The organism is Bifidobacterium leontopitheci (genome assembly GCF_009193355.1).
GTDB lineage: Bacteria > Actinomycetota > Actinomycetes > Actinomycetales > Bifidobacteriaceae > Bifidobacterium > Bifidobacterium leontopitheci.
In genome coordinates, this window is record NZ_WBVT01000038.1 from 1 (window position 1) to 24,345 (window position 24,345).

The following is a 24,345-nucleotide window of genomic DNA, read 5'->3' on the forward strand; positions in this document are numbered from 1 at the left end:
AACGACGCCAGGAACGGCTGGGGGGACTGACCCCGGAGGAATTCCGGGACACGTTCCCCACAGCCCGGTCTGGTACCCTTTAATAAACCACGTCCAACTTTTGGGGCGCAGTTCAGTGGAGGGGGCTCCCGCGTAGCGGGTGGGGGAGCGTCACCCGCCATTAGCCTCCGCACCCCTCACAGCACGTTGTACGTCCAGCGGCCGTTCATCATGGTCGCGGCCACGTGATCGCCCATCGCACGCATCTCCTCCGGCGAATCGGCCGCGTACGGGTCGCGGTCGAGCAGCACCAGATCGGCCTGGTCGCCCGCCTGCAGCGTGTCGCGGCCGACGGCGGTCGATGCGGCGAGCGCGGTACGCACGTCCAGCCGCTGCTCCGGCTGGAACGGCGAACGGTCGGAGGTGAACGAGCCGAACACCGCCGCCGAAATCGCCATCCATGGGTCGAGTGGCGCAACGGGCGCGTCCGACCCCATGAGCAGTGTCGCTCCGGATTCCTTCAGCGAGCGGAACGCGTACGGGATGCCCGCCGGCTCGGCCCAGAACCGCGCAATCACGTCCCGGTCGTCCATCGCATGCTGCGGCTGGATGCTCGCGGCGATACCCAGCTTGGCGAACCGCGCGATGTCCTTCGGCTTGAGCAGCTGCGCGTGCTCGATGGAGCCGTGCGCGCGCGTGGCCTCGGCCGCGTTGAGCACGATGGTGTTCGCCTCGTCGCCGATCGCGTGGCATGCGATGTCGAACCCGTGCCGCGTGGCGAGATGGAAGTACGCCTCGATTTGGTCCGGCGTGTAGCTCAGTGTTCCGTACGAGTCGGGGAAGATGTCGGTGTACGGGGCCGAACAGTAGGCGGAGCGCGTGTTCAGCGAACCGTCGGCGATCATCTTCATCGCACCCACGCGGCCGAGACCGTCGCTGCCGGGCAGCTTCATGCCGGTGTGCCAGTGCGAGTTGATCATGGTCTGCAGCTGCTCCGGGTACACGCCCGCGTCGACGCGCAGCCCGCGGATGCCGTGTGCGAACGACTCCTCCCAGTCGATGCCGTGCCACGCCGGATTCGTCTCGAAATCGTCGGGCTGCGGGGCGCAGGTGACGAACCGTTTCATCCAGATGCCGAGGTTGTCGTCGGTCATCTCATAATCGCGGATGCCGACCACGCCCTTGCGTGCCGCGTCCGCCTCGGCCAGACGGATCATCCGCAGCGTCTCGTCGGCCGCGCCGGGAGCGTTGTCCAGTTTGCAATAGGCGTCGAACCAGTCCAGCTCGCCGACCAGGCCGGACTTCTCCACGCTCACGCCGAGCCGTCGTGCCGCTGCCGAATTCACCCAGCCGCAGTGCATGTCCATGCTCGAGAGAGCCACCGGCTGGTCGCCGGTCGCCTCGTCGATGGCGGCGAGCGTCGGCTGCTCGTAGCGTGACCACAGCGAGTGGCGGAACCGCATGCCCACCACGAACGTGTCCGGGTCGAGACCGCCGGGGGCCGCCCGCCGTTCGTCGATGTACCGGCGGAGCATGTCCATCGCCTCGCCGGCGCTGCGTGCGTCGATCAGGTCGAGCCGGCCGAATGTGGACGCCCACTGGGTGAAGTGCGTGTGATGGTCCCACAGGCCGGGGATGATCCAGCGGCCGGCTGCGTCGATGACCGTGTTCGCCTCGTCGTCGCGGTTGGCGCCGGCGCTGCTGCGGCTTGCACCTGTGATTGCCGGCGTGCCCCCTCCGACGCCGGCGAGCATATGGTTGAAATCCGTGGTCGGCGCAAGATCGGCGGGCCAGATGCGGGCGGTCGCGTCGGCGACGTCGGCCGATACGGCGGCCTCGCTGGTCACGGGCATTGACACCCGCGTCACGACGCCGCCCTGCACTTCGATGTCGATGGGCCGTCCGGACCCTGGAACTCGTGCGTTTGTTATCGTTATCATGTTGCCCACCCTGCCATGTTTCCCGTTTCGAGATGGCCTGCCGTGAGCGCTCGCACTGCTGTTGGCGGCGAATCGCCCGTGGCTGTCGTCTCGATGGCTTCGTCATACTGCTTTGCTATTGAACGTCACCATTGACGGTTTACGGTTACCAATTCTTCAGTGTATACCGAATATCCGGTGTACGGAACCTGACGGCGTGTGCCATGCGTGGGTGCCGCTGCGCGTGGGTGCCGCCGCGCTTGGGTGGTGCCGCGTGCGGGTGTCGCTGCTCGTTGACGCTGCCGCGCCCGGATTCCGCCGTGAGCGGGTACTACCATGCTCGGGTCCGCGCCCTGTTGTCGTTGCGCGTGGATGCCGCCGTGTGCGGGTGTCGCTGCGCGTTGACGCTGCCGCGCCCGGATTCCGCCGTGTTCGGATTCCGCCGTGTTCGGATGCCGCCATGTTCGGGGGCTGCCGCGCTCTCCCGAAGATGCACAATGTGTATCTTGCGTTGCCGGCGGCGTGGATTGTGCGCCTTAAGGCGCACAATCCACCTCCCGTGTTCACATTTCCTGCACAAAAAATCCCCAAGGTGCACATTGTGTATCTTGGGGGGAGGAATGGAGGGGGAGGAGAGAGGCGGCCGCGGGCAGATTTGGCTTGATTTGAGGCATATTCCGGAGTAGGCGGGCGTCGTGCCATGTATCCCGGCGGAAACGGCTTGCCTCGGTGACGCTATTCCGCCATTTTCTGCAGTGCTTTGCCGCGTATACCGGCGGCGATGCCCGCCTACTCCGGAATGCACCTCAAATTAAGCCATTTCGTCACGCACTGCCTGCGATAACACAAAAAATCCGACGCGCGCGAATGCGTTAGGCCTTTTCCGGCGCCTGGGTACTGATTGGTGCAACGCGTGCAGCCTCAAGACGCAGAATGCGCCGGCGCACTCGGGCACGTCAAGCCTCCCGCGATGCAGATGACGCTCCGCCTAGTGGCGTTGAGGAATGGGATAACGCGTGTGTCGTCAAGGCGCGGGAGGCGCTCTCCCCATGGGGCTGATTGTTGTGTGATGTGTGCGGTATCAAGGCGCAGAAGGCGAAGGCGTGCTCGGGCACGCCGAGTCTTCTGCATCCTTGAGGGTACTGATTGGCGTAATGCGTGCGGCTTCAAGGCGCGGGAGGCGCCGGCGTGCTCGGGCACGTCAAGCCTCCCGTAACGCGGAAGACGCTCCATAGGGCTTAGGGCTGATTGTTGTGTGATGTGTGCGGTATCAAGGCGCAGAAGGCGAAGGCGTGCTTGGGCACGTCGAGTCTTCTGCAACGCAGATAACGCTCCATCACACAACAATCAGTACTTCATGCCCATGGCGGAGCGGACCTCATCCAGCGTCTCTTCGGCGATCTGGTTGGCGCGCTTGTTGCCGTCTTCGAGGACGTCGCGCACGTAGTCCATGTCTTTGGCGAGTTCGGCGCGGCGCTCGCGGTGGGGTGCGAGGAACTCGTTGACGGAGTCGATGACGTACTTTTTGAGTGCGCCGGCGCCGGAGTCGCCGATTTCGGCGGCGATGTCTTTCGGGTCGCGGCCGGTGACGAGGCCGGCGGTGGTGAGCAGTGCGCTGACCTGCGGGCGGTTGATCGGGTCGAAGGTGATGCGGCGTTCGGAGTCGGTGGGGCTCTTCTTGATGAGCTTTGCGGTTTCTTCGGCGGTGGCGCCGAGCATGATGGAGTTGCCGTAGGATTTGCTCATCTTGCGTCCGTCGAGGCCGGGAATTTCGGGGGCTTCGGAGAGGATGGCTGCCGGCTCAGGGAACACGGGGTGCTTCTTGGCGTAGCGTTCGTTGAAGCGGCGTGCGATGGTGCGCGTGATTTCGACGTGCGGCAGGTTGTCTTTGCCGATCGGCACGACGTTGGCCTTGCAGAAGAGGATGTCGCACGCCTGGTGGACGGGGTAGGTGAGCAGGAGGCCGGTGAGCGCGTGGCCGGAGGCTTCCATTTCGGATTTGACGGTCGGGTTGCGGTGCAGTTCGGCTTCGGTGACGAGGGAGAGGAACGGCAGCATGAGCTGGTTTTCGGCGGGCACTGCAGAGTGCGTGAAGATCATGGTCTTCTTGGGGTCGATGCCGGCGGCCATGTAGTCGAGCACGAGGTTGAGGACGTTGTCCTGGATGTGTTCGGTGGTGTCGCGGTCGGTGATGACCTGATAGTCGGCGATGATGATGTTGGTGTTGACGCCGCGGTTCTGCATGGCGACGCGCTCGCGGATGGAGCCGAAGTAGTGGCCGAGGTGGAGTCGTCCGGTGGGGCGGTCGCCGGTCAGCATGGTGAACTTGCCGGGGTTGGCTTCCAGCTTGGCGAGGGTCTCGTCGGAGCGTTTTTTCGCGGCGAGGAAGCTCGCGCTCATTTCATTGCCGGCTGCGGTCAACTGCTGTTCCTGATCCGTCATATACATCGCCTTTGTGTCTTGAAAACGCCTGAAAATATCGCTTTTATCGTAAAAGTCCGAGCCGACATCCCATTCATCGCGTAACAAGTGGTACTCTCTTATGTGATGAATTGATAGCACCATTTATTTCCCAGGGGGTCACATGGGCCGCGGACGTCAGAAAGCCAAGCAGCAGAAAATAGCCCGAAAGCTCAAGTACCTGACCACCGATACCGATTATGATGAGCTCGCCAAGGAGCTGAGCTCGCAGGAGCCGGGCACTGGGTCGCCGGATCCGTTTGCCGATATCGAGGCACAGTATTCTCACCATTCGGACGCTCAGGTGGACAATTCTCAGCAGCCGGCAGGCGCTGCCGAGGACGATGATCTTGACGAGTACGCCAAGTGGGCTGCGGAGGCCGCGGCGAAGGCGACGAGCGGCGAGTTCCCGGCGGCGAAGGCCAAGCCGGCCGTCATGCCGAAGCCGGTGCCGCACAAGCCGATTCCCATGCCGATGCCGAGCGCGCTCAAGCCCAAGAAGGCCTGACCGCACCGCGCGCGTTTGCGTGTCTCGCGTCGCGCTGTTATGTCGCATCTTGCGTCGCCAAAACGTCACTCTGCTCGCCCGAGCACAGTGACGCACCCTTGAAAACCCTGTATTTGCAACGGTTTGCAGTGGTGCGTCACTCTGCAAGGGCGAGCAGAGTGACGTTATTCATGCGTAAATGACGGATAAGTGCGTCACTGCGACCGGGTATTGCGTCACCGTGCTCGGGTGACGTATCACGCTGCTCGGGTCTCGCGTCACTGCGATCGGGTAACGCGTCACTGTGAGCGGGTGGTATGTCACGCTGACCGGCCAATCCGTCACGCTGATCGGGTTGTGCGTCACGCTGCTCGGGTTGCGCGTCACTTTGATTGTGTCGCGCGCCACGCTGCTCGGACGATATGTCACTGTGACCGTGTCATGCGTCACTGTGACCGGGTACGGTGTCACTCTGCTCGGGTTACGCGTCACTCTGCCCGGGTTGTGCGTCACGCTGACCGGGGTGACCCGCCACGCACCCGCCCGTTCACTCCAGCGGCAGCAGCGCGCTCAGGTCGTCGCGCTCGCCGACCGCGGTGATATGCCCGGCAGCCTTCTCCTGCGCCCACGTCGTGATGCCCGACGCGAGCCGCAGCCACACGTCCGGCTCCAGCTCGATCACGTCCGGCGGCGTGAGATTATGCGGATCCGACGCCGGTCCGTCGAGGATCTTCACCGCACCCCACGGCGCCACGCGCACCTCCACGCCGGGGCCGGGCGCGCGCCGCTCGAGCAGGTACAGCGTGTACCGCACCGCCATCGCCCACGTCGTGCGCACCAGCCGCGGCGACACCTCGGTCATCGCATGGTCGGTCCTGCCGCTTTCGACGGCGTCCGCCATGTCGTACGCCGCCATCTTCCACGTATCCCAACTGCGGCGGCCCGCAGCCAAGTCGCGTTCCCTGATCACTGCCATACCAGCCATTATCGCGCGTGGGCCGCGTAGCCGGCGCGTGCAGGCCGTGTCACGCGCGGGAACGGGTGTCGATAGTATGGAACTACGTAGCGTGAGCGGCGGAATTGTCTGAAAAACCACTTAAGATGACAGATGTTCTGCAAACGATTGCATAACGTTACGCAGCGTTCACCGGGACTTTTATGCGCGGTCATGAAGCCAGCGGATAATACAACAGGACAACAAAACCGGAAAGAGAGTCAGAACATGACTGAAATTACTGCACCCAAGTCGCCGGTCACGTCGGGCGAGTTCGCCGACGAGATCCGCGAGCAGCTGAAGTACACCCAGGGCGTCACCCCCGAACAGGCGACCGCCGCAGACGTGTACGTCGCCGCCGCGAAGGCCGTGCGCAACCACCTGCAGGATGCCTGGTTCACCACCCAGGCCGCCACCGTCAACGGCAACACCAAGGCCGTCGGCTACCTGTCCGCCGAGTTCCTCATGGGCAAGCAGCTGGAGAACGCACTGCTCAACGCAGGCCTGACCGACCAGTTCGATGCGGCCGTCGAGGCCCTCGGCTTCCAGCCGAAGGACATCATCGACGCCGAATACGAGCCGGGCCTCGGCAACGGCGGCCTCGGCCGTCTCGCCGCCTGCTTCATCGACTCCCTCGCCTCGCTGGGCGTGCCCGCCTTCGGCTACGGCATCCAGTACCGCTACGGCATCTTCAAGCAGAAGTTCGACGCCGACGGCAAGCAGGTCGAAACCCCGGACTACTGGCTGAACAACGAAGAGCCGTGGGGCCACATCGACTACAACCGCGACCAGAAGGTCTCCTTCGGCGGCGAGGTCGTCGAAGAGAACGGCAAGAAGGTGTGGAAGCCGGCCTGGTCCGTGCGCGCCGTGCCGGTCGACTACCTGGTGCCCGGCTACAAGTCCCAGCGCGTGAACACCCTGCGCCTGTGGACCGCCAAGAGCTACGACGAGTTCGACCTCCTCGCCTTCAACCGCTCCGAGTACATGGACGCGGTCAAGCCGCAGGTCAAGGCCGAGAACATCTCCAAGATCCTCTACCCGGAGGACTCCACCAAGGTCGGCAAGGAGCTGCGCCTCGAGCAGCAGTACTTCTTCGTCTCCGCCTCCCTGCACGACGCCATCCGCGTCTTCTACCCGGGCGAAGCCAAGCCGGACCTGACCACCTTCCCGGACAAGATCACGTTCCAGCTCAACGACACGCACCCGGTCATCGGCATCCCCGAGCTCATGCGCATCCTCATCGATGAGTACGACTACGACTGGGACACCGCGTGGTCCATCACCCAGAAGACCTTCAACTACACCTGCCACACGCTGCTGCCGGAAGCCCTCGAAGTCTGGCCGGCCAGCCTCATCGGCGAACTGCTGCCGCGCCACCTCGAGATCATCGAGAAGATCAACGCGCAGTTCGAAGACGAGCTCAAGGGCAAGGGCATCGACGACAAGACCATCGAACGCATGCGCATCTACACCGGTGACGCCGTCCGCATGGCCTACCTCGCCACCTACGGCGGCTCCCACGTCAACGGCGTGGCTGAGCTGCACTCCCAGCTGCTCAAGGACGTCACCCTCAAGGACTTCTCCGACGCCTACCCGACGAAGTTCACCAACGTGACCAACGGCGTCACCCCCCGCCGCTTCGTCAAGCTCGCCAACCCGCGCCTGTCCGACCTCATCACCGAAGGCCTCGGCACCGACAAGTGGGTCGCCGACCTCGAGATGCTCCAGGGCCTCGCCCCGCTGGCCAACGACGACGAATTCGTCAAGAAGTTCGCCGCCGTCAAGGCCGCCAACAAGCGCGACTTCGTCACGTTCGCCAAGGACCACTACGGCATCGACATCGACGAGAACACCATGTTCAACACCATGGTCAAGCGCCTGCACGAGTACAAGCGCCAGGCCCTCAAGATCCTCGCCGTCATCTCCCAGTACGCCGCCATCAAGAACGGCACCGCCTCCGTCGACGACCTGCAGCCGCGCACCGTCTTCTTCGGCGCCAAGGCCGCCCCCGGCTACTACCTGGCCAAGATGACCATCCAGCTCATCAACAACGTCGCCCGCGTCGTCAACAACGACCCCGACGTCCAGGGCAAGCTGGCCGTCCACATGCTCCCGAACTACAACATCGAAATGGCCCAGAACCTCATCCCGGCCACCGAGCTCGACGAGCAGATCTCCCAGGCCGGCAAGGAAGCCTCCGGCACCGGCAACATGAAGTTCGCCCTCAACGGCGCGCTCACCGTCGGCACCCTCGACGGCGCCAACGTCGAGATCCGCGAGAAGGTCGGCGCCGAGAACTTCTTCCTCTTCGGCATGACCGTCGAGGAAGTCGACAAGCTCTACGCCGACGGCTACTCCCCCGCCAAGTACTACGAAGCCGACCCGCGCCTCAAGCAGGCCATCGACCTCGTTGCCGGCGGCACCTTCTCCAACGGCGACCGCAACGCCTACGCGCCGCTCGTCGCCGACTGGCTCACCAAGGACTGGTTCATGACCCTCGCCGACTTCTCCGCCTACATGGACATCCAGGGCGAGATCGAGCAGCTCTACCAGGACCAGCTCGAGTGGAACCGCAAGGCCCTCCTCAACGTCGCCAACTCCGGCTACTTCAGCTCGGACCGCTCGATCGAGGATTACCTCACCCGCATCTGGCACACCGGCCCGCTCGCGTGATTGCGGAGCGTCATCTGCGTTGCGACGGCTGACAGTCGCGGTGACGCAATCTGATTGACGAAACGTACTCGTGGAAGTTCCACGGGTACGTTTCGTTGTTTGTGGGGTGACGAAACGTACCCGGACCGTCCGTTCGAGTACGTTTCGTTGTGGTTTTTCGACCGACCGTACTCGGGGACGTGATTCCGGGTACGGTCGGTTGTGGGTTGTACGACGGACCGTACTCGTAGGGACATTTCGAGTACGGTCCGTTAGTAATTCCTGACGAAACGTACTCGTGGAACGGCTACGAGTACGTTTCGTCATTTCTGGTTCGTTATCGCGCGGTCGTCTTGCGCCGTGCGATGGTCACGACCGCGGACGCCGCGCACAGCAGCGCGCCGACGGCGAGGATCGTGGCCACGGACGAGCCGGTGCGGCTCAGCTCCGCGTGATCCGTTGCGTTGTCCGTCGCCTGGCCTGCGGCATGCGTGCCGTCACCGCCGGACACCGCACCATCGGAACCGTCGCCGGCACCGGAACCATTGTCGGAACCGGAACCATTGTCGCCGGAACCGTCGGAACCGCCGCTGCCGCCGCCGCCGGTTCCATCCCCGGGCTTGCTCGGAATCGTCGGTTGCTCGGCGCCGGGTGCCGCCACCGTGATCGCGTAGGACGCGGACACCCCGCGGTACGTGACCGTAATGATCTGCTTGTCCATGGCGGCGTGCGAGTCGAATCCGGTGACGGCGAGCTCCGGGTCGTCGGCGGCGACGGCCTTCTCGACCGTGCGCTTGCCGTTGGAGTAGACCGCGGTGACCTTGAGCCCGGCCAGGTCGAACGGCTCGCCGACCTGATACGTGGTCTTGCCGGCGCGGACCTTCAAGCCGCTCAGCCGGAACAGCGGTCCGAAATCAACCGTATACGTGACGGCCTTGCCGCCGTCCGCCGGCGTGACCGTCACGACGGTCTTGCCGCCGTTGTCCGCGGTCGGCTGCGACACGTCGACCTTCGCGGCCGCATCCGTGGCGAACGCCTGGACGAGCGGATACGCGTCCGTGTCGACGTCCACCGTGCCGGACAGGTCGTAGTCGTAACGGTTCGGCGCGAACCCGTCGACGCTCGCGCCGCCGACGCGCAGGTCGGCGAGCGTGCCCACCGAAGCGGGCTTCGGCACGACGCTCGCCTCGTACAGGTGCGCCTCCGCGAGCTTCAGATAGTAGTCGGCGTCGCCGTCCGCGTACGTGAAGTCCAGTCGGATGCCCTTCGTTGCGGGGATCGCGCTGATGTCCGCGGCGGTGATGTCGCCCTGCTTCACGCGGTCGCCTGTCTCGGCGGCCACGCCGGCGTCGACCCATGTGTCGGAATCGTCAAGATACTGCACGGTGAACCGTTTCGGCGTGGCCTCGCCGAAGGAGGCGATGTCGACGCTGCTGAATCGCGTCGCCGTGGCGAACGTCCAGCTCACCCACGGCGACGGCTTGTTCGTGCCCTTGGCGGCCCAGTCGCCCCACGCGGTGTCGTTGCGGCCGTCGACCAGGTTCGTCACGGGCGTGCGTCCCTGCGCGTACGAGGCCGCCAGCGTGCCTTCGCCCGCCACGTTCCGGCCGTTCTCGACGGTCGCGTCGGTGACGAGTACGGTCAGCGTTGCGGGGATCGTGCCGTTCGCGCCGTCGGACGCCTTGCCGGTGACCGTCAGCGCACCGGTCTTGGCGAACGTGGCGTCGGTGACATCGCCCGATTGCGCGTCGTCCCACTGCCAGGTGACGGTCGTGTCCAGCGCCTCGCCGGTGCCGACGTGCGCCTTGACGGTGGCCGGAGCCGCGTCCTTCACCGCGGCCGCGGTCGTGCCGGCGGCCACGGTGATCGACGTCGGATCACTCACCGTGAACGCGCCCACGTACACGGTGGCCGTGGCCTGCACTGTATTGCCGTACAGGTCGGTCGCGGTGCCGTTCACCGTGACCGTGCCGGCGTGCGCCACCTGCTCGGCCAGCGCAGCGGTGTCCCACGTGACCTGCGCCGGGGAGCCGTCGCCCCACGGGTACTGCGGCGTCACGCTGCTCGGCAGCGAGGGCGTCACGCCGACGGCGGTCTGCGCGTGCACGGCCTTGACGCCGGTGGGCGTGGTGGAACGGACCTGCCAGGTCTGGCTGGTGATCTGCTTGCCGATGTTGCGTGCGCTGGTCGACGTGCTTCCGGTGGTGGATCCCGCGGTGCCGACCGCCGAGCCGGCTGCGGTCTTGCGTCCGGTCACGTCCAGTGCGCCGCGCGACAGCGAGTTGACGAGGCTGACGTGCACGCTGTCGTCCGTGTTCAGCGTCCAGATGGCCGAGGTGTCGTTGCGCGCCGCGTCGACGGTGCCGTCCTTGAGGCTGACCGTGCCGTTCTTGTCCGCGGTCAGGATCCGGTGATCGGCCGATTCGATGACGTAACGGCGGACGGTGGGGCGTTGCGCGGAGGCGGCAAGTTCATGGAACGTCCACAGCTGGGTGGCGGCGGTGGACGCGTCGGTGGCGAGGTCGTCGATCTGCGCGGCGTCGTTGCCCTTGGTGACGGTGAACGCCTTGCCGGACTGCTGGCCGACGAGCTGGTAGGTGCCGCCGTCGGTGATGGTCTCGGCGTCCTTGCTGACGCCGCTCACGCCGGTCAGCTGCACGGAGGCGATGGAGCCGGCCGGAACGGTGAAGGTGGCGGTCTTGGCCGTCGGATCGACGGTCACGCCGTTCTTCTGCAGCTGGTTGCTGGTCCTGTTGAGCACGGCGGGCGTGGCGGTGTCCGCGGCGTCCTGCTTCGGCGTGGTGGTCAGGTACAGCTTGCCTGCGGCGTCGGCCGCGACATCGCCGTACTTCGACAGGTCGAGCACGACGGTCTCGTCAGTGTCGCCGGCGTTGCGGTGCACGATGGTCTGCGTCTTGTCGTCGGCGGAACGTGCGGTCATCGTGTTGAGCATGTCGTTGTTGGCGAGGATGACGTCGTTCTTGTGGATGAACTGCGTGTAGGCGCGCACGGCGTTGTACTTGGTGTTGGCGAGCACCGTGCAGGGCTTCAGGCCGTCGGTCCTGCCGCCGTTCTGGTCGACGCGGCGCTTGGAGAACAGCGCGCCCTTGCCGTCCGTGCCCTTGCCGGCCACGGTGCAGTCGAAGTCGATGAAGACCGTGCCCCAGTTGAGGTTCTCGCCGTTGGGGTTGCTGCCGGTGGTCGGGGTCTGCATGTTGTACAGGTCCTCGACGACCTGCCAGAACGTGAAGTCCTGCGATTGCAGCGCGTACACGTCGTTGTTGATTTCCTCGGCCATGCCCAGCGCGTTGCTGAAGTCGTAGGGGTTGAACTGCTTTTCGGACGTGTAGTCGCCGTCCACCTCGCTCATCGACAGCGGCTTGCCGTCCGCCTGCGCGATGTCGCGCACGTAGAACTGGCCGCCCTGGCTGTAGGCGTGCACGTTGTACTGGCCCACGGAGTCGCGCACGTCCTGGTCCCAGCCGTCATAGGAGCCGCCGAACGAGCCGGCGTTCGAGGCGTCGGTGCCGGAGATGACGGTCGTGCCGTTCGCGTTGAGGCCGTTGCTGGCGATGGCCTGCCTGAGGGAGCGGATGGTCGCCTGCTGCTGGTCGTTGGACACGTACATGCCCTCCTGCGGCTTCTTGGTCCTCAGGTCGTAGGTGGTGACGTTCTTGTCCATGTTCGGGAACAGGGAGTCGTAGCGTTCCACGAGCTCCTTGTGCTCTTCGCCGTAGGCGCCGGCCGCGGTCTTGGCCGCCGATGCCACCGGCGTGCCGCGGGACTTGTTCTCGGATTCGTTGAACGGCTCGATGGTGCTGATGTTGATGCCGTAGGTGTCTTCGAGATGCTTGACGACCTTGCCGAGGTACTGGCCGAACTTTTCGGCGTCCTGCAGGTCGGACTGGTTCTTGGTGCCGGTTCCGGTGATCGTGCCGTTGTACGTCATGAAGTACGGGGCGGAATTGGCGAACGCCTCCCAGCTGGTGATGTCTCCGGTCTCGGCGCCGCGCTGCACCCACCATTCCTGGGCCTTGCCCTTGGACCAGTCGTAGCTGCTGTCCTTGGTGGCGTCGAACGCCTCATCGAGCTTCTTGTAGTCGGTCTTCCTGGTGGTGACGCCGCCGTAGAGGTTCTTGGAGCCGTCGATGTCGTCCGCCCAGTAGCCGGGGACCGCGGCGCCCTGCCGCATGTACGGGTAGCCGTAGCCCACGTCTGAGGCGTTGCCGCCGCCGATGTTGTACCGGGCCATGTTCAGGTCGAGGCCGTCCTTGCCGAAGATGGACTGGTAGAACTGTTCGCGCAGCGCCTTGCCGTAGGCCAGCGCCTGGGCGTCGGTGGTGGCGTCGCCGGACGATTGGGTGAGGGAGCCCTCCTCGCCGTAGGAGCCGGTGGCGTTCGCGAACCATGCGAGCGAGGTGCCCCAGCCTTGGAACGGCCCGTTCTGGAACCAGGGGTTCGGGGTGATGACCGTGGTGTTGCCTGCCGTGGCTGCTGTCGTTGGCGGCTCGGCGGCGGCAGCCGGGGCCGCGATGCCGACGCCGGTGGCGACGGTCGTGGCGATCGTGGCGGTCCAGGCCGCGATTCTTCTGATGATGGTTGACATGGATTCTCCTTCCCGGGCCGCGCTGCCGGGCGCGGCGTCGCATCCTCTGCCGGAGCCGGTGCCTCCTCGTCGGCTTTGGTCGTCGTCCCTGGTTGTCTCTGTGCCGTCGTGTCGTCGTTGGTGACTGCGGTGGCAGGGTCGGTAGGGTCGGGATCGGGGTCGGCGACAGTGTCGGCGATGGTGTTTCGGCGCCGTACGTTCGGGGTCATCGGGTACGGCATTGTGATGGCTCCGGTAGCGCGAAACCGTTGCGCCGGTTCCGTTGCGCGTCACTCTAGCACCGTTGCCCGTTGGTGGCAACGCAACCATTGCTTGTCGCGAGCGACGTAACCGGTCACATCGAGACTCGTTGATAAATCTAGTGGTTTATCTGTGTACCAAATTGGCGGAATTGCGCCAATGTCGATGGTTGCGCAAACAATCAGGAGGTTTTTCCGCCGAATCACCTCATCGGGCGTGTCGCGGACAATCCGCCCGCAGCCAAGCAACGTCGGCTGGTTGGTCGCGGTGGCCGGCGGTGGTTGGTTGTTGGTGTCCGGTCGGCGGTTGCGATGCGTGCCGGCCTCGTCAATCGCAATGTCGCCTAATCGACCGACCGTACTCGTGGATGGTGGTTTGAGTACGGTTCCGTTGGGAATCTTCAACGAAACGTACTCGTGGAGCGTCTACGAGTACGTTCCGTTGGGAATTTATGACGGAGCGTACTCAGGGAAGGCGGTTTAAGTACGGTCGGTTGTGAATTGATGACGGAACGTACTCGGAATCGGTGGTTTGAGTACGTTTCGTTGGGAATTCCTGACCGACCGTACTCGTGGGCAGCGGTTCGAGTACGGTCCGTTGGAAATCTATGACGAAACGTACTTGGGTAGCGTCTACGAGTACGTTCCGTCACGGGCGATGTTCCGTCGTCGGCGACGGCCCGCGCAAACGGCGGCTCCGCAAAACAGCCGCCAGCACGAACGACGGTCCGTCCGCAGCGTCCGGCCGTCCCCGTCCGCAGCCCGACCCACGACCAACCACACGCAAAACGGGGGTTGCAGGACGTCATCCTGCAACCCCCGTTGCCGTTCGTCACAGCGCCGCCGCCCGGACATCATCCACCCGAACGAACGTCGCCCGCAAACTCAGGCTTCAGCCGGCGCGGCCTCGGCGGCGTCAGCTTCCGCGGCGTCGCCCTTGTCCTCGCCCTTCTCCAGACCCAGGTCGACCGGAGACGAGCTGTTCTCCCACGGCTCCTCCCACGGATCATAATCCGGGTTCTGCTGCTTGTAGATGTACAGGCCAACCACGGCGGCCAGCAGCGCACCAAAGAACAATGCGAAGAACTTCCAACCGTTTGAAGACTTGTTCTCCATGACGGCTCCTTTCCCAATCCTGGTTGGCTTGCCCATTCAAAAACCAACTCTGCATACCATCATAAATCGTAAAATGTGGCGATTGCGTGCGCGACATGGCACCTCATCGCCGCCCGTCGGCTACAGTATCAGCTATGAGCAATGGACGTTTCAGTTTGTTCCCGGACTCCCCTTCGGCGCGCAGCCTGTTCAACCGCAACGCGCTGCGCTACCAGTGGCAGTCGAACGGCCCGGTCATCACCGGCGCGATCATGCTGGTGTGCCTGGCGGTGTGGATCGTCGAGGCGCTGCTGATGCTGGTCTGGCCGGTCGGCGGCGCGATCATGATCTACTACGGCCGGTTCGATCCGCTGCTCGCGGCCGGCGAGCCGTGGCGGTTCGTCACGTCGATGTTCCTGCATGCGCCGAAGTCGGTGATGCACATCGCGTTCAACCTGCTGACCCTGTGGTGCGTGGGCCCGATGCTGGAGCGGCTCATGGGCCATTGGCCGTTCCTTGCGTTGTACCTGATCTCCGGTTTCGGCGGCGGGCTCGGTCTCATGGCGTGGGCGGCGCTCGATCCGGGCGGCGACGGCTGGCTGACCGGCGCGTACGGTGCGTCGGGCGCGCTGTTCGGCCTGTTTGCGGCGTTGCTGATCGTCTATCGCCGCATCGGTGAGGATATCCGCTCGATGCTCATCTGGATGGCCATCAACTTTCTGATGCCGTTCCTCACGCCCGGCATCGCATGGCAGGCGCACGTGGGCGGCTTCCTGATCGGCGGCCTGTTCACGTGGCTGCTGGTGTCCGGTCCGAAGTTCATGCTGCGCGCGGGGCTTGGCATGCGCACGACCGTGTACGGTGCGTTGTTGTTGGGCGTGATCATTCTCGCTGTGCTGCTGTGCGACATGGCCAGTCCGGCGCCGACGTGGACGACCCTGCCGTCGGTTGGCGTCGCGTCGTGACGGTGAGGTGAGGCGGCTGTGACGTTGCGGTGACGGAATCGCAGTGACGGTGCGGCGGCGACGGTGCTGCTACTGTGACGGTGCTGCCGTGGTGACAGTACTGCAACGCTACTGTGACGATGACGTTGTGGCGGCGACGCTGCCGCTACAACGGAACCTGGCGAACCCTTGTCGTGGCACCGTCGACGCGACTTATCCACATGAGTGCACGTCTGTTGTCCACTCAATCCACACCCTGGAACCGGCGGTCGATTTGGCAGCCGCCGCGGCTTCCAACAGCCCCGCAAGCGTTGCTGCAGGCCGATTTGCGGGGTATATCTACCGATGTCAACAGGCTCCTCGAGGCACATATAGTGGGTGCTCGGGGAATTACACACATGTAGTTTTCCACATCATGTGGAAAACATTGTGGATAAGTTGGGTATAACTCGGGGATAAGTGGTGGGCAACCCCTTGTGGATAACTCGGCGAACCGTGCAAAACCCTTGGAAAATAGCGGTTTTTGCTGCTGCGAACTGCTGTGGATAATGTGTACACAGAGTTATCCACATTTGTGGACAACCTGATGTGGATTGTGGGTAAATCGGTGCACATTGGTGGATAGACGGTGGATAACTTGTGGATAACATTCCACAATCCCAGTAATGGCAACGGTTCCGCATGTGGATAACCGAGTTATCCACATCGAGCCCCCATTGTGGACAACATCCACCCGTCACCGTGCGAATCGCACATTCCCGCACATCCCCGAGCGTCGCAACAATGCTATGCTGATGGCGCAAGAAGCCTCCGCTACGCAACGACGCGAGGGCGGCACAAGGAGCATCATCATGATCAGAAAAAGGCAGCATCATCGCCCATCATCGCGACGCTGACGCTGGCGCTCTGCCTGACGCTGGCCGGGTGTGGCACGAACGGCCGTGATTCCGCGTCAACCGGCGGCGCGACCGATGACGATGCCGGCAAGACCAGCGTCATCGCGTCGATGGAGCGGCAGGCAAAGCAGTTCGCCGGCTGCCTGGATGGCAAGGGGTTCGAGACGGACGTTCAGAGCGGCGCGGACGTGTATGTGGTCGCCGGAGCCCAATACGCGCCGAAGACCGCGGTCATGGTGCGCGCTCTGGACGCCGCCGGCAATCCCGTCTCGTCGCCGAACGGTGTGGACGGTCTCGAGTCGCTTGACCTGTACCCGTCTGTGAGCAACAGCGGCACCGACCAACAGGGCCGCGCGTGGGTCATGTTCGAGGATTCGTCCGGTCTCGCCGGCACGCCGTACGCGTCGCGGCAGAAGGATTACCAGGCGTGCGAAAGCAAATATCCGGATTTCGTGCAGCCGTCGGTCGGCGCGGACTCCACCGTCGAGTTTCCGGAGAAGGAAGTGCAGGCGTCCATCGATTTCGCCCGCGACTGCCGCGCGAAAGGATTCGACTGGCTGCCCGATCCGCCGTCCGGCCAGCCGGGCATCTATATTCCGGGCGGGCTCAGCGACGACCAGCTGAGGCGTTTCTTGCAGCAGTGCCCCACGGATGACCTGCCGTTCGCGTCCGCGTTCATGTCGTATCCGCAATCCGAATCTGCGCACTACCAGACGATCATCAACGAGGTCGCAGCCGGCAAGAGCAGCAAGTAATGTTGCGCCCGGTTGCGCCCTGCGCAGTCATTTCGCTCACGCATGAGTCGAGCGTGCATCATCGTGTCCTGCGCAGTTCGCGGGGTGCGTCACCGTGACCGGGGTGTGCGTCACTGTGCCCGGGACGCGTCACTGTGCTCGCGCGGTCCGTGTGATGCGACCGTGACGTACCATGCAGCCTGATCATGCGGTGACGGGCGCTTGGCGTCACGTGGGTCGCTCGGCACGCGTGACGGGTTGCGACGTTTTGCGAGATTCCGTACGGTCCGCCCGCACGGTGCCGCCGTCGTGACGATATCGCCGATTACCATGTCAGCCATGGAAGAGCTGCAGATCACGCCCGAAACCGCCCGTTTCATCGCCGCACACCGCACCGAAGACGTGCGTGACCTTGCGTTGCGAGCCAAGCGCACGCCGGACCTCGATCTGTCGTTCGCGCTCGACCAGATTGCCGGCTGGCAGACCGCGCGTCGCAAACTGCCGCAGTGGGGCGCCTGCGACGGTATCGTCTATCCGCCGCACCTGTCGATGGAACAATGCTCGTCCCAGTTCACCGCACAGTACAAGGCCGACCTCGCGCGACGGCTGGTCGCGCAACAGCCGGTCGCGCTGCAGTCGGATACGTCGCAGTCGTCCGCACAGTCCGATGACGCTGTTGCATCCTCGCCCACTCCGGCCGACGCCGCAATGCTGTCGGGTGCTGTCGCCGCTTCCGCCGCCTCCGCCATTTCCACGACCTCCACCACTTCCATCCCACTTAGCGCCTCCCCGTCACAGCGGGTAGCTACCCGCTGTGACAGCAAAGTGCAGGATGATACGGGCGAGCCCTTGCCCCCGGTGGATGTTGTTCGCACCTCGTCTCAGGTGCGTCATCAGGTGCGTCATTTGTCACAGCGGGTAGCTACCCGCTGTGACAGGGAGGTAGTGCGCGATGGCGGTGTCAGTTGTCGTCGCGACGATGACGGCTGTGTTGTTGACGACCGTGCTGCTGGCGGCTGTGCCGCTGCCGACCATGCTGCCGCTGTCGCCGCACGCACCGCTCCCTTCCCGGGGACGATGGTCGACCTGACCGGTGGCTTCGGCGTCGACTTCTCGACCATGGCCCGAGCCTTCGCCCACGCCGTTTACGTGGAGCGGCAGCCGCACCTGTGTGCGCTCGCCAGCCACAACTTCCGTGCGTTGGGACTGAAGCACGCGCAGGTCGTCAACGAGACCGCCGAGCAGTGGCTTGCCGCAGCCGAGCAGTGGCTTGCCGCAGCCGAGCGTCAGGCCGTCGCCGCTGCACAGCAGACCGCCGTGACCGCTGACTCGTCCGCCGCGCTTGCCATGGCTGTTGCCGCGACGGCCGAACAGCCAATCATGCCGACAGCTGACTCTTCCGATTCTTCCGCCGCGTTCGCCGAGCTGTCCCCTGCCGCCGCTCCCGCCGTAGGGCGGTCCTCCACGGCTTCCACGCCTGCCGCAGTGTCTGCAGGCTCGCCGGGCGCCCCCTCGTCCAGCGAGCCGTCCCCCGCCGCCTCCGCACCCGCCGCGTCGCTCACCCTCATCTATCTCGATCCGGCTCGCCGCGATGCGCACGGCGGCCGCACGTACGCCATTCATGATTGCACGCCGGACGTGCTCGCGCTCAAGGACCGGCTGCTCACGCTCACCCCGCACGTGATCGTCAAACTCTCCCCCATGCTCGACTGGCGCAAGGCCGTCGACGACTTTCGCGGTGCCGTGCGCGAGGTGCACATCGTCTCCGTTGCGAACGAGTGCAAGGAACTGCTGCTCGTGCTGGGCCGGTCGGGCGGCGAGACGTCCGACGACGGCTCCCGCCCGGTGCGCGTGTGCTGCGTGAACGACGACGATCGGCTGGCGTTCGACATCATCGACGGCGAGTTCGTCGCGGCGGGCGGCGCTGACGGCGGTGCGCCGGCGGGAGCGTCCGGCTCTGTTGTGCCGCCTGACGCCGCGCGCTACCTGTACGAGCCGAACGCGTCGATCATGAAGGCCGGCTGCTTCCGGCTGGTCGAGGAGCGATATGGCGTCTCGCAGATCGGACCGAACAGCCACCTGATGATGGCCGCCGAGCCGGTGCCGGACTTTCCCGGCCGCGGCTTCACCGTCGACGCCATCTGCGGCATGGGCAAGAAGGAACTGAAACGTGCGCTGGCCGGCGTCAAGGCCGCCAACATCGCCGTGCGCAACTTCCCGCTGACCGCCGTGCAGCTGCGCGGCAAACTCAAACTGCGCGACGGCGGCGACGTCTACCTGTTCGGCACGACGGACGCGGCCGGCCGCCATGTGATCGTGCGGGCGCACAAATAGGGCCGCCGGGCGTTCACGATTTGCCGGCGCTCGCAAATCGTGAACGGTAAACCTCACAACTATGCACATGGCCGGTGACGGGGGCGTTGGAATTCCGGGCTTTCTCATGTTCGTTCGCACATGGTGCCGTTCACGATTTTCCGGCCGCGTCAAATCGTGAACTGAGTACCATTGATATATGAAAAAAGGACTTCTCTCCCTTGCCGTCGCCATCCTGCTGACGGTTTCCGGCTGTTCCAGCCAGCGGCAGACGGCAACGCAGCCGACTGATGCTGTTGATGGCGACGTTGGTTTTGATCTGTCCGCGACGGCCGGCGGCGAGGCCGAGGCGGTCTGGAGCGACGACAGCGGCGTGCTGTGGCGTGCGCGGTTCTCCAAGACCTGGAAGCGCACGGTGACGGGGGACGACTATGACCCGGACAAGCAGTACACGCTGACCGTATCGCCGGTTGACGGCGACAGCACAGGCGACGACAGTGCAGACGTCTCGTGCCGTGTCGTGCGCATGGAACGTCTTGTGGATGACAAGAGCGGCAAGTCGGCGACCTGCACGGTCCCCGCATGGGAGACCTGGAGCAAACGGCTCAACGACGGCGACTATCCGCTGGTGACGGAATAACGGTAGCGGCAGACTCCCGGTTTTCTCCCATTTCGGGCTGTCGTAATGGGAGGAAGTCGGGAGTTGGGGTGGTGTACTCCCGACTTCCTCCCATTGGGGAGGTTCCGGATGGGAGGAGTTTAGGAGTAGGGAAGCCGCTCTCCCGGTTTTCTCCCATTTTGACCCCGTGTAATGGGAGAAAATCAGGAGTTGGGATGGTGTTCTCCCGGTTTTCTCCCATATGGAAGGTCGCAGATGGGAGAAAACCGGGAGTAGTCCGGCCACCTCCGCCGCCAACATCCCGCACAAACACGGAAAGCCGGCTGGCACATGTGCGAATCAACTCACACACAATCCAGCCGGCTGAAACTCGCCGCAGGCTTGCGATAACGGGGACGCCCCGACCCACATCACAGCAGTAGGCCGCACGGACATCCCCATCACCAGTCAGTGGGCGGACGTCACCGCCACCACATCGTCATGATGAACCCGACCATGAGGATCGCGAACGCGATGGCCAGGTTCCAGGCGCCGATGTTCGGAATCGGCCACACGCCGCCCGGGGACAGGTAGTAGACGACGGCCCAGATCAGGCCGATGATCATCAGCGCGCAGAACAGCGGGACGAACCAGCGCGGGTTCGACTTCGTGCCCTTGATCGTCTCCTCGACGCGGCGCGTGTTCTCGGCCTGGCGGGCCATCATGCGCTGCATCTGCGGGGTGATGTCCTTCTTGTCGGCGGTGGCGTTGAGCACGGCCTCGACCTTATCCATCGACACACCGTAGTTCTCGTCGTCGGCAGCGTCCTTCTCGGCGGCGTCATTCTGGGCAGCGTCGTCGCTGGTCTTGACGGCGTCCTCGGCCTGCCAGTCCTTCTGGGCCTCCGAGTCGGTCTCGTGCAGCTCTGTATCAGCCATAAGCGTAGTCTCCATTCATTAGGCTAAAAACACATAATAGCGGCTACACTCGAAAGAGACACACTGGGAGGAACTATGGCAAGACACACCAGCAAGCACGCCGCCCGCCGCTCATGGTTCGGCGGCGCGGCAGTGTGCCTGATCGTGGCGCTTTCCGGGTATCTTCTCATGACGAACATGCGCGTCAACCGCACCGCGACCGTCTCCAACGACACGGCGCAGCTCGTGGAACAACGCGTGAAACGGGTCGACGAGTTGCGTAAGGACGTGCTTGACCTGAGCTCTCAGGTCAACACGCTCAAGGATTTCGCGAGCTCCGGCACGTCCGAGGGCTCGTCCGGCTCCGGATCGCAGACCTCCGCATCGCCGTCCTCGGACGACGCCGGCTCCGGCACGATGCTGCCGAAGGTCAAGGGTCCGGGCGTCACTGTGACGCTCAACGATTCGCCGTTGTGGGAGAACATGGTGGACAGTTCCGGCTCGGCGGCGAACATCAACGATTACGTCGTCCATCAGGAGGACGTGGAGGCGGTCGTCAACGCACTGTGGGCGGGCGGCGCCGAGTCGATGATGATCATGGACCAGCGTGTGCTGTTCAACTCGGCGGTCATCTGCCAGGGTAATGTGCTGCTGCTGCAGGGCAAGAAGTATTCGCCGCCGTTCACCATCTCGGCTATCGGCCCGACCGATGCCATGCTCGACGCGCTGGACAATTCCAACGCCGTTAAGCTGTATAAGGAATATGTCAGCGCATTCGGCCTCGGTTGGGATGTGAGGACGAAGAACGAACTCGTATTCGAGCAGTCGGCCGCCACGCTGCAGCCGCTGCGCTATGCGTCCGTGACCAAAGACGGGAGCAAGGAATGAAGCATTCGCAGGATTCGCAGCAGATACAGGGCGATTATCAGGACTTCGAGGTGCCGCTGCCGGACAATCCGGATGCCGGCACCGCAGCGGCGTCGGCATCCGCATACGGACAGCCGTACACCGCCGTGCCGTCTGCTCCCGCGTCCGCCGCACAGCAGCCGGCATCCGTCTGGTCCGCCCTGCCGCAGCCGCCGCAGCCCGTCCGCCGAGCCGCTGCCGCTGACGCGTCCGGCGAGACGACGATGACGCTGCCGCCGCTCGGCATGGGCGGCAACGGCGTCCCCGGCGGTCCGGGAGTGGCCGGCGCTGCTGCCGGCGCGGTGCCCGGCGGCCGTCGCGCGGCTCGGCTCGCGGCCATGAACAACCAGCCGAAGCGCAGCGTACTGTGGTCCGCGCTCGGCATCCTCGGCGAGATCCTCATGACGATGGCGGCCATCTGCGCGCTGTACGTGGTGTGGCAGATGTGGTGGACCGGCGTGCAGGCCGAGCACGCGCAGGTCGAGCAGCGGCAGGAGGCCTCATGGTCCGACCCTGCCGGCGGCGACTCGTCGAAGGTCGCGAAGGAGCAGTCGGCCAGCAACGTTCCCGTGCAGCCGCAGAGCGCGAGCGAGGGCGAACTGGTCGCGCAGGTGTACATCCCACGCTTCGGCCAGGGCTGGGTGCGCAACGTGGTCGAAGGCACGAACGAGGCCGAGCTGTCGCTGCACGGCCTCGGCCATTACGAGACCACGCAGATGCCCGGCGCGGTCGGCAACTTCGCGGTCGCCGGCCACCGCAACGGCTACGGCCGTCCGCTCGGCGACGTCGACCTGCTGCAGGAGGGCGACCCGATCATCGTGCGCACCAAGGACTACTGGTACGTGTACAAGTACACGAGCTACAAGATCGTCACCCCCGAGCATTCCGAGGTGATCGCCGCGAACCCGGACAATCCGGGCGCGCAGCCCACCAAGCGCATGATCACGCTCACCACGTGCGAGCCGAAGTATTCGACCGCCACCCACCGTTGGATCAGCTACGGTGAGTTCTCCTACTGGGCGAAGGTCTCGGACGGCGTGCCGAAGGAGCTGGCCACGGATGGCGGCGCGGAGTCCGTCGCGTTCGCGAGCACCTCGAAGGGCCAGTCGATCGTCTCCAAGCTGGGCACGCTCGAACCGATCGTGCTGTGGGCGCTCGTCGCGTACCTGGTGCTGTACATCGCCGCGCTCGTGGCGTGGCGTTACCCGGTGCTGCGTGAGATCCGCGACGGCAAGCGCCGCCGTCCGGACGTGAGCATCTACGGCTGGCTGCTGCGTCACCAGCCGGGACCGCTGGCGATTCGCTGGCTGCTGCTCGTGCTGCTGCTGTTCATCGCCTCCGTGGCGCTGATCCAGTGGGCCTGCCCGTGGGCGGCGAGCAACATCCCGATCCTGCAAAGCATGTCAAACTACGCGGTCACCGACTGACGTCCGTGTACCACCGCCGGCGTGCGTCGCCGTCTCGGCGGTCGTCCACAACGTTACTCTGCTCGCCCTTGCAGAGTGACGCGCGCGAAACGCCAGTATTTGCAAGGCTTCGCGAGAGTGCGTCACCGTGCAAGGGCGAGCAGAGTGACGTGTGCCTGCGAAACGTTGAAAAACCGAGGGTTTGCGTAACTGCGTCACGTGGATTGGGCGGCCCGCGTGACGCGACGTTTTCCCGTTGACGTACGATGGTGCGGTGAACGGCCGCGCGGGAGTGACCCGCCGCCGACGGAAGAAACAGAGGGCAGCATGACTGATTCGGCACGCATCATGGTGGTGGACAACTACGATTCGTTCGTGTACACCATCGTCGGATATCTCAAGACCTTGGGCGCGACCGTGGACGTCGTGCGCAACGATGCGGTCGACCCGTCCCAGCCCGGCGTGCTCGACGGCTATGACGGCGTGCTCATCTCCCCCGGCCCCGGCGCCCCCGCCGATTCCGGCGCCAGCGAAGACATGATCCGCCTGTGCGCCACGCTGCGCAAGCCCATGTTCGGCGTGTGCCTGGGCCTGCAGGCGCTCGCCGAAGTGTACGGCTGCACGGTCGACCACGCGCCGACCATCATGCACGGCAAGACCAGCCTCGTGGAGCACATCGACGACGAGATCTTCGCCGGCGTGGCCAATCCGATGACCGCCACGCGCTACCATTCGCTCGCTGTCGAGCCGAGCACCGTGCCGGACGATCTCGTGGTCACCGCGTGGACCAAGGACGACCACATCGTGCAGGGCATCAAGCACCGCGAGCTGCCGCTGTACGCCGTCCAGTTCCACCCCGAATCGGTGATGACGCAGGACGGCTACCGTCTGCTCGCCAACTGGCTGTCCGTCTGCGGCCAGACCAACGCCGTCGGCAAGTCGATCGGCCTCCAGCCCAAAGTCAACCGCTGAGCCGCCCTGCCAGGGCCGTCTTTCCGCTGGGCGAACCAGCCGCTGGGCTGTCGCCGCGCTCGCTTCTCCATCCAACGGACCGTACTCGAAACAGTCGCTACGAGTACGTTCCGATGCTCCTATACATTGTCAAGCTGTTGCGCGTGTTGTGTCGGGGTGGTGATGGAGTGGATCCATTGGGTGGCGCGTTGTTCGAGTTCGGGCAGGTCGCGCACGCCCCGCTCGATT

General features: G+C 64.6%; 16 protein-coding genes and 1 pseudogene. 10 read left to right on the forward strand and 7 right to left on the reverse strand.

Features of this window, described 5'->3' with window-relative positions; all coding sequences use genetic code 11:
• Positions 1–176 precede the first annotated feature (176 nt).
• Positions 177–1,919: an amidohydrolase gene (locus F7D09_RS09500; protein WP_152235260.1), complete on the reverse strand. Its 1,743-nt coding sequence runs from the start codon at positions 1,917–1,919 to the stop codon at positions 177–179.
• Positions 1,920–3,245: 1,326 nt separating this feature from the next.
• Positions 3,246–4,340 carry a tryptophan--tRNA ligase gene (trpS, locus tag F7D09_RS09505; RefSeq protein WP_152235261.1) on the reverse strand — a complete coding sequence of 365 codons (1,095 nt, stop codon included), beginning with the start codon at positions 4,338–4,340 and terminating at the stop codon, positions 3,246–3,248.
• A gap of 142 nt (positions 4,341–4,482) precedes the next feature.
• Between trpS and F7D09_RS09510 the strand changes: the two genes are divergently transcribed.
• Positions 4,483–4,866: a DUF3073 domain-containing protein gene (locus F7D09_RS09510; RefSeq protein WP_152235262.1), complete on the forward strand. Its 384-nt coding sequence runs from the start codon at positions 4,483–4,485 to the stop codon at positions 4,864–4,866.
• Positions 4,867–5,392: 526 nt separating this feature from the next.
• Here F7D09_RS09510 and F7D09_RS09515 read toward each other — a convergent pair.
• Positions 5,393–5,821 carry a sterol carrier family protein gene (locus tag F7D09_RS09515; RefSeq protein ID WP_152235263.1) on the reverse strand — a complete coding sequence of 143 codons (429 nt, stop codon included), beginning with the start codon at positions 5,819–5,821 and terminating at the stop codon, positions 5,393–5,395.
• Positions 5,822–6,067: 246 nt separating this feature from the next.
• Between F7D09_RS09515 and F7D09_RS09520 the strand changes: the two genes are divergently transcribed.
• On the forward strand, positions 6,068–8,512 hold the full coding sequence (locus tag F7D09_RS09520; RefSeq protein WP_152235264.1) for a glycogen/starch/alpha-glucan phosphorylase: 2,445 nt from the start codon (positions 6,068–6,070) through the stop codon (positions 8,510–8,512).
• A gap of 316 nt (positions 8,513–8,828) precedes the next feature.
• On the opposite strand, the gene F7D09_RS09525 is transcribed toward F7D09_RS09520, so the two are convergent.
• The 3 genes from F7D09_RS09525 to F7D09_RS09535 form a co-directional block, all read right to left on the reverse strand.
• A complete protein-coding gene (locus tag F7D09_RS09525) occupies positions 8,829–13,097 on the reverse strand; it encodes a bacterial Ig-like domain-containing protein (protein WP_193312431.1) in 4,269 nt (1,422 codons plus the stop codon).
• A 269-nt stretch (positions 13,098–13,366) separates the two neighbouring features.
• Positions 13,367–13,741, reverse strand: coding sequence for a hypothetical protein (locus tag F7D09_RS09530; protein WP_152235266.1), 375 nt, complete (start codon positions 13,739–13,741; stop codon positions 13,367–13,369).
• Positions 13,742–14,221: 480 nt separating this feature from the next.
• Positions 14,222–14,452 (reverse strand): hypothetical protein, encoded by a 231-nt coding sequence (locus tag F7D09_RS09535; RefSeq protein WP_152235267.1) that lies wholly within the window; start codon positions 14,450–14,452, stop codon positions 14,222–14,224.
• 134 nt (positions 14,453–14,586) lie between these two features.
• On the opposite strand from F7D09_RS09535, the gene F7D09_RS09540 reads away from it, so the two are divergent.
• The 5 genes and pseudogenes from F7D09_RS09540 to F7D09_RS09565 all read left to right on the forward strand — a co-directional run bounded on the left by F7D09_RS09540 (position 14,587) and on the right by F7D09_RS09565 (position 19,958).
• Positions 14,587–15,396 carry a rhomboid family intramembrane serine protease gene (locus tag F7D09_RS09540; protein WP_152235268.1) on the forward strand — a complete coding sequence of 270 codons (810 nt, stop codon included), beginning with the start codon at positions 14,587–14,589 and terminating at the stop codon, positions 15,394–15,396.
• Between the two features lie 985 nt (positions 15,397–16,381).
• The gene (locus tag F7D09_RS09545; protein WP_152235269.1) at positions 16,382–17,026 is read left to right on the forward strand and encodes a hypothetical protein; all 645 of its coding nucleotides are present in this window, start codon (positions 16,382–16,384) and stop codon (positions 17,024–17,026) included.
• 318 nt (positions 17,027–17,344) lie between these two features.
• Positions 17,345–17,653, forward strand: a pseudogene (locus F7D09_RS09550) (SAM-dependent methyltransferase); the annotation flags it as partial.
• Positions 17,654–18,082: 429 nt separating this feature from the next.
• Positions 18,083–19,339, forward strand: coding sequence for a THUMP-like domain-containing protein (locus tag F7D09_RS11750; RefSeq protein WP_376863438.1), 1,257 nt, complete (start codon positions 18,083–18,085; stop codon positions 19,337–19,339).
• A 178-nt stretch (positions 19,340–19,517) separates the two neighbouring features.
• Positions 19,518–19,958 (forward strand): hypothetical protein, encoded by a 441-nt coding sequence (locus F7D09_RS09565; protein ID WP_152235270.1) that lies wholly within the window; start codon positions 19,518–19,520, stop codon positions 19,956–19,958.
• Positions 19,959–20,398: 440 nt separating this feature from the next.
• On the opposite strand, the gene crgA is transcribed toward F7D09_RS09565, so the two are convergent.
• Complete coding sequence (crgA, locus tag F7D09_RS09570) at positions 20,399–20,854, reverse strand: cell division protein CrgA (RefSeq protein WP_152235271.1); 456 nt, start codon at positions 20,852–20,854, stop codon at positions 20,399–20,401.
• A 75-nt stretch (positions 20,855–20,929) separates the two neighbouring features.
• On the opposite strand from crgA, the gene F7D09_RS09575 reads away from it, so the two are divergent.
• The 3 genes from F7D09_RS09575 to F7D09_RS09585 all read left to right on the forward strand — a co-directional run bounded on the left by F7D09_RS09575 (position 20,930) and on the right by F7D09_RS09585 (position 24,117).
• On the forward strand, positions 20,930–21,721 hold the full coding sequence (locus tag F7D09_RS09575; protein WP_152235272.1) for a DUF881 domain-containing protein: 792 nt from the start codon (positions 20,930–20,932) through the stop codon (positions 21,719–21,721).
• A 263-nt stretch (positions 21,722–21,984) separates the two neighbouring features.
• Entirely contained in the window at positions 21,985–23,166 is a 1,182-nt protein-coding gene (locus F7D09_RS09580) for a class E sortase (protein WP_376863436.1), read from the forward strand.
• 306 nt (positions 23,167–23,472) lie between these two features.
• The gene (locus F7D09_RS09585) at positions 23,473–24,117 is read left to right on the forward strand and encodes an anthranilate synthase component II (protein ID WP_152235273.1); all 645 of its coding nucleotides are present in this window, start codon (positions 23,473–23,475) and stop codon (positions 24,115–24,117) included.
• Positions 24,118–24,345: the final 228 nt, after the last annotated feature.

Bases quoted from the DNA above. Each gene is read 5' to 3' on its own strand.
- F7D09_RS09500 (WP_152235260.1), bottom strand. From the start codon at position 1,919: ATGATAACGATAACAAACGCACGAGTTCCAGGGTCCGGACGGCCCATC.
- trpS (WP_152235261.1), bottom strand. From the start codon at position 4,340: ATGACGGATCAGGAACAGCAGTTGACCGCAGCCGGCAATGAAATGAGC.
- F7D09_RS09510 (WP_152235262.1), top strand. From the start codon at position 4,483: ATGGGCCGCGGACGTCAGAAAGCCAAGCAGCAGAAAATAGCCCGAAAG.
- F7D09_RS09515 (WP_152235263.1), bottom strand. From the start codon at position 5,821: ATGGCAGTGATCAGGGAACGCGACTTGGCTGCGGGCCGCCGCAGTTGG.
- F7D09_RS09520 (WP_152235264.1), top strand. From the start codon at position 6,068: ATGACTGAAATTACTGCACCCAAGTCGCCGGTCACGTCGGGCGAGTTC.
- F7D09_RS09525 (WP_193312431.1), bottom strand. From the start codon at position 13,097: ATGTCAACCATCATCAGAAGAATCGCGGCCTGGACCGCCACGATCGCC.
- F7D09_RS09535 (WP_152235267.1), bottom strand. From the start codon at position 14,452: ATGGAGAACAAGTCTTCAAACGGTTGGAAGTTCTTCGCATTGTTCTTT.
- F7D09_RS09540 (WP_152235268.1), top strand. From the start codon at position 14,587: ATGAGCAATGGACGTTTCAGTTTGTTCCCGGACTCCCCTTCGGCGCGC.
- F7D09_RS09545 (WP_152235269.1), top strand. From the start codon at position 16,382: ATGGAGCGGCAGGCAAAGCAGTTCGCCGGCTGCCTGGATGGCAAGGGG.
- F7D09_RS11750 (WP_376863438.1), top strand. From the start codon at position 18,083: ATGGTCGACCTGACCGGTGGCTTCGGCGTCGACTTCTCGACCATGGCC.
- F7D09_RS09565 (WP_152235270.1), top strand. From the start codon at position 19,518: ATGAAAAAAGGACTTCTCTCCCTTGCCGTCGCCATCCTGCTGACGGTT.
- crgA (WP_152235271.1), bottom strand. From the start codon at position 20,854: ATGGCTGATACAGAGCTGCACGAGACCGACTCGGAGGCCCAGAAGGAC.
- F7D09_RS09575 (WP_152235272.1), top strand. From the start codon at position 20,930: ATGGCAAGACACACCAGCAAGCACGCCGCCCGCCGCTCATGGTTCGGC.
- F7D09_RS09580 (WP_376863436.1), top strand. From the start codon at position 21,985: ATGGGCGGCAACGGCGTCCCCGGCGGTCCGGGAGTGGCCGGCGCTGCT.
- F7D09_RS09585 (WP_152235273.1), top strand. From the start codon at position 23,473: ATGACTGATTCGGCACGCATCATGGTGGTGGACAACTACGATTCGTTC.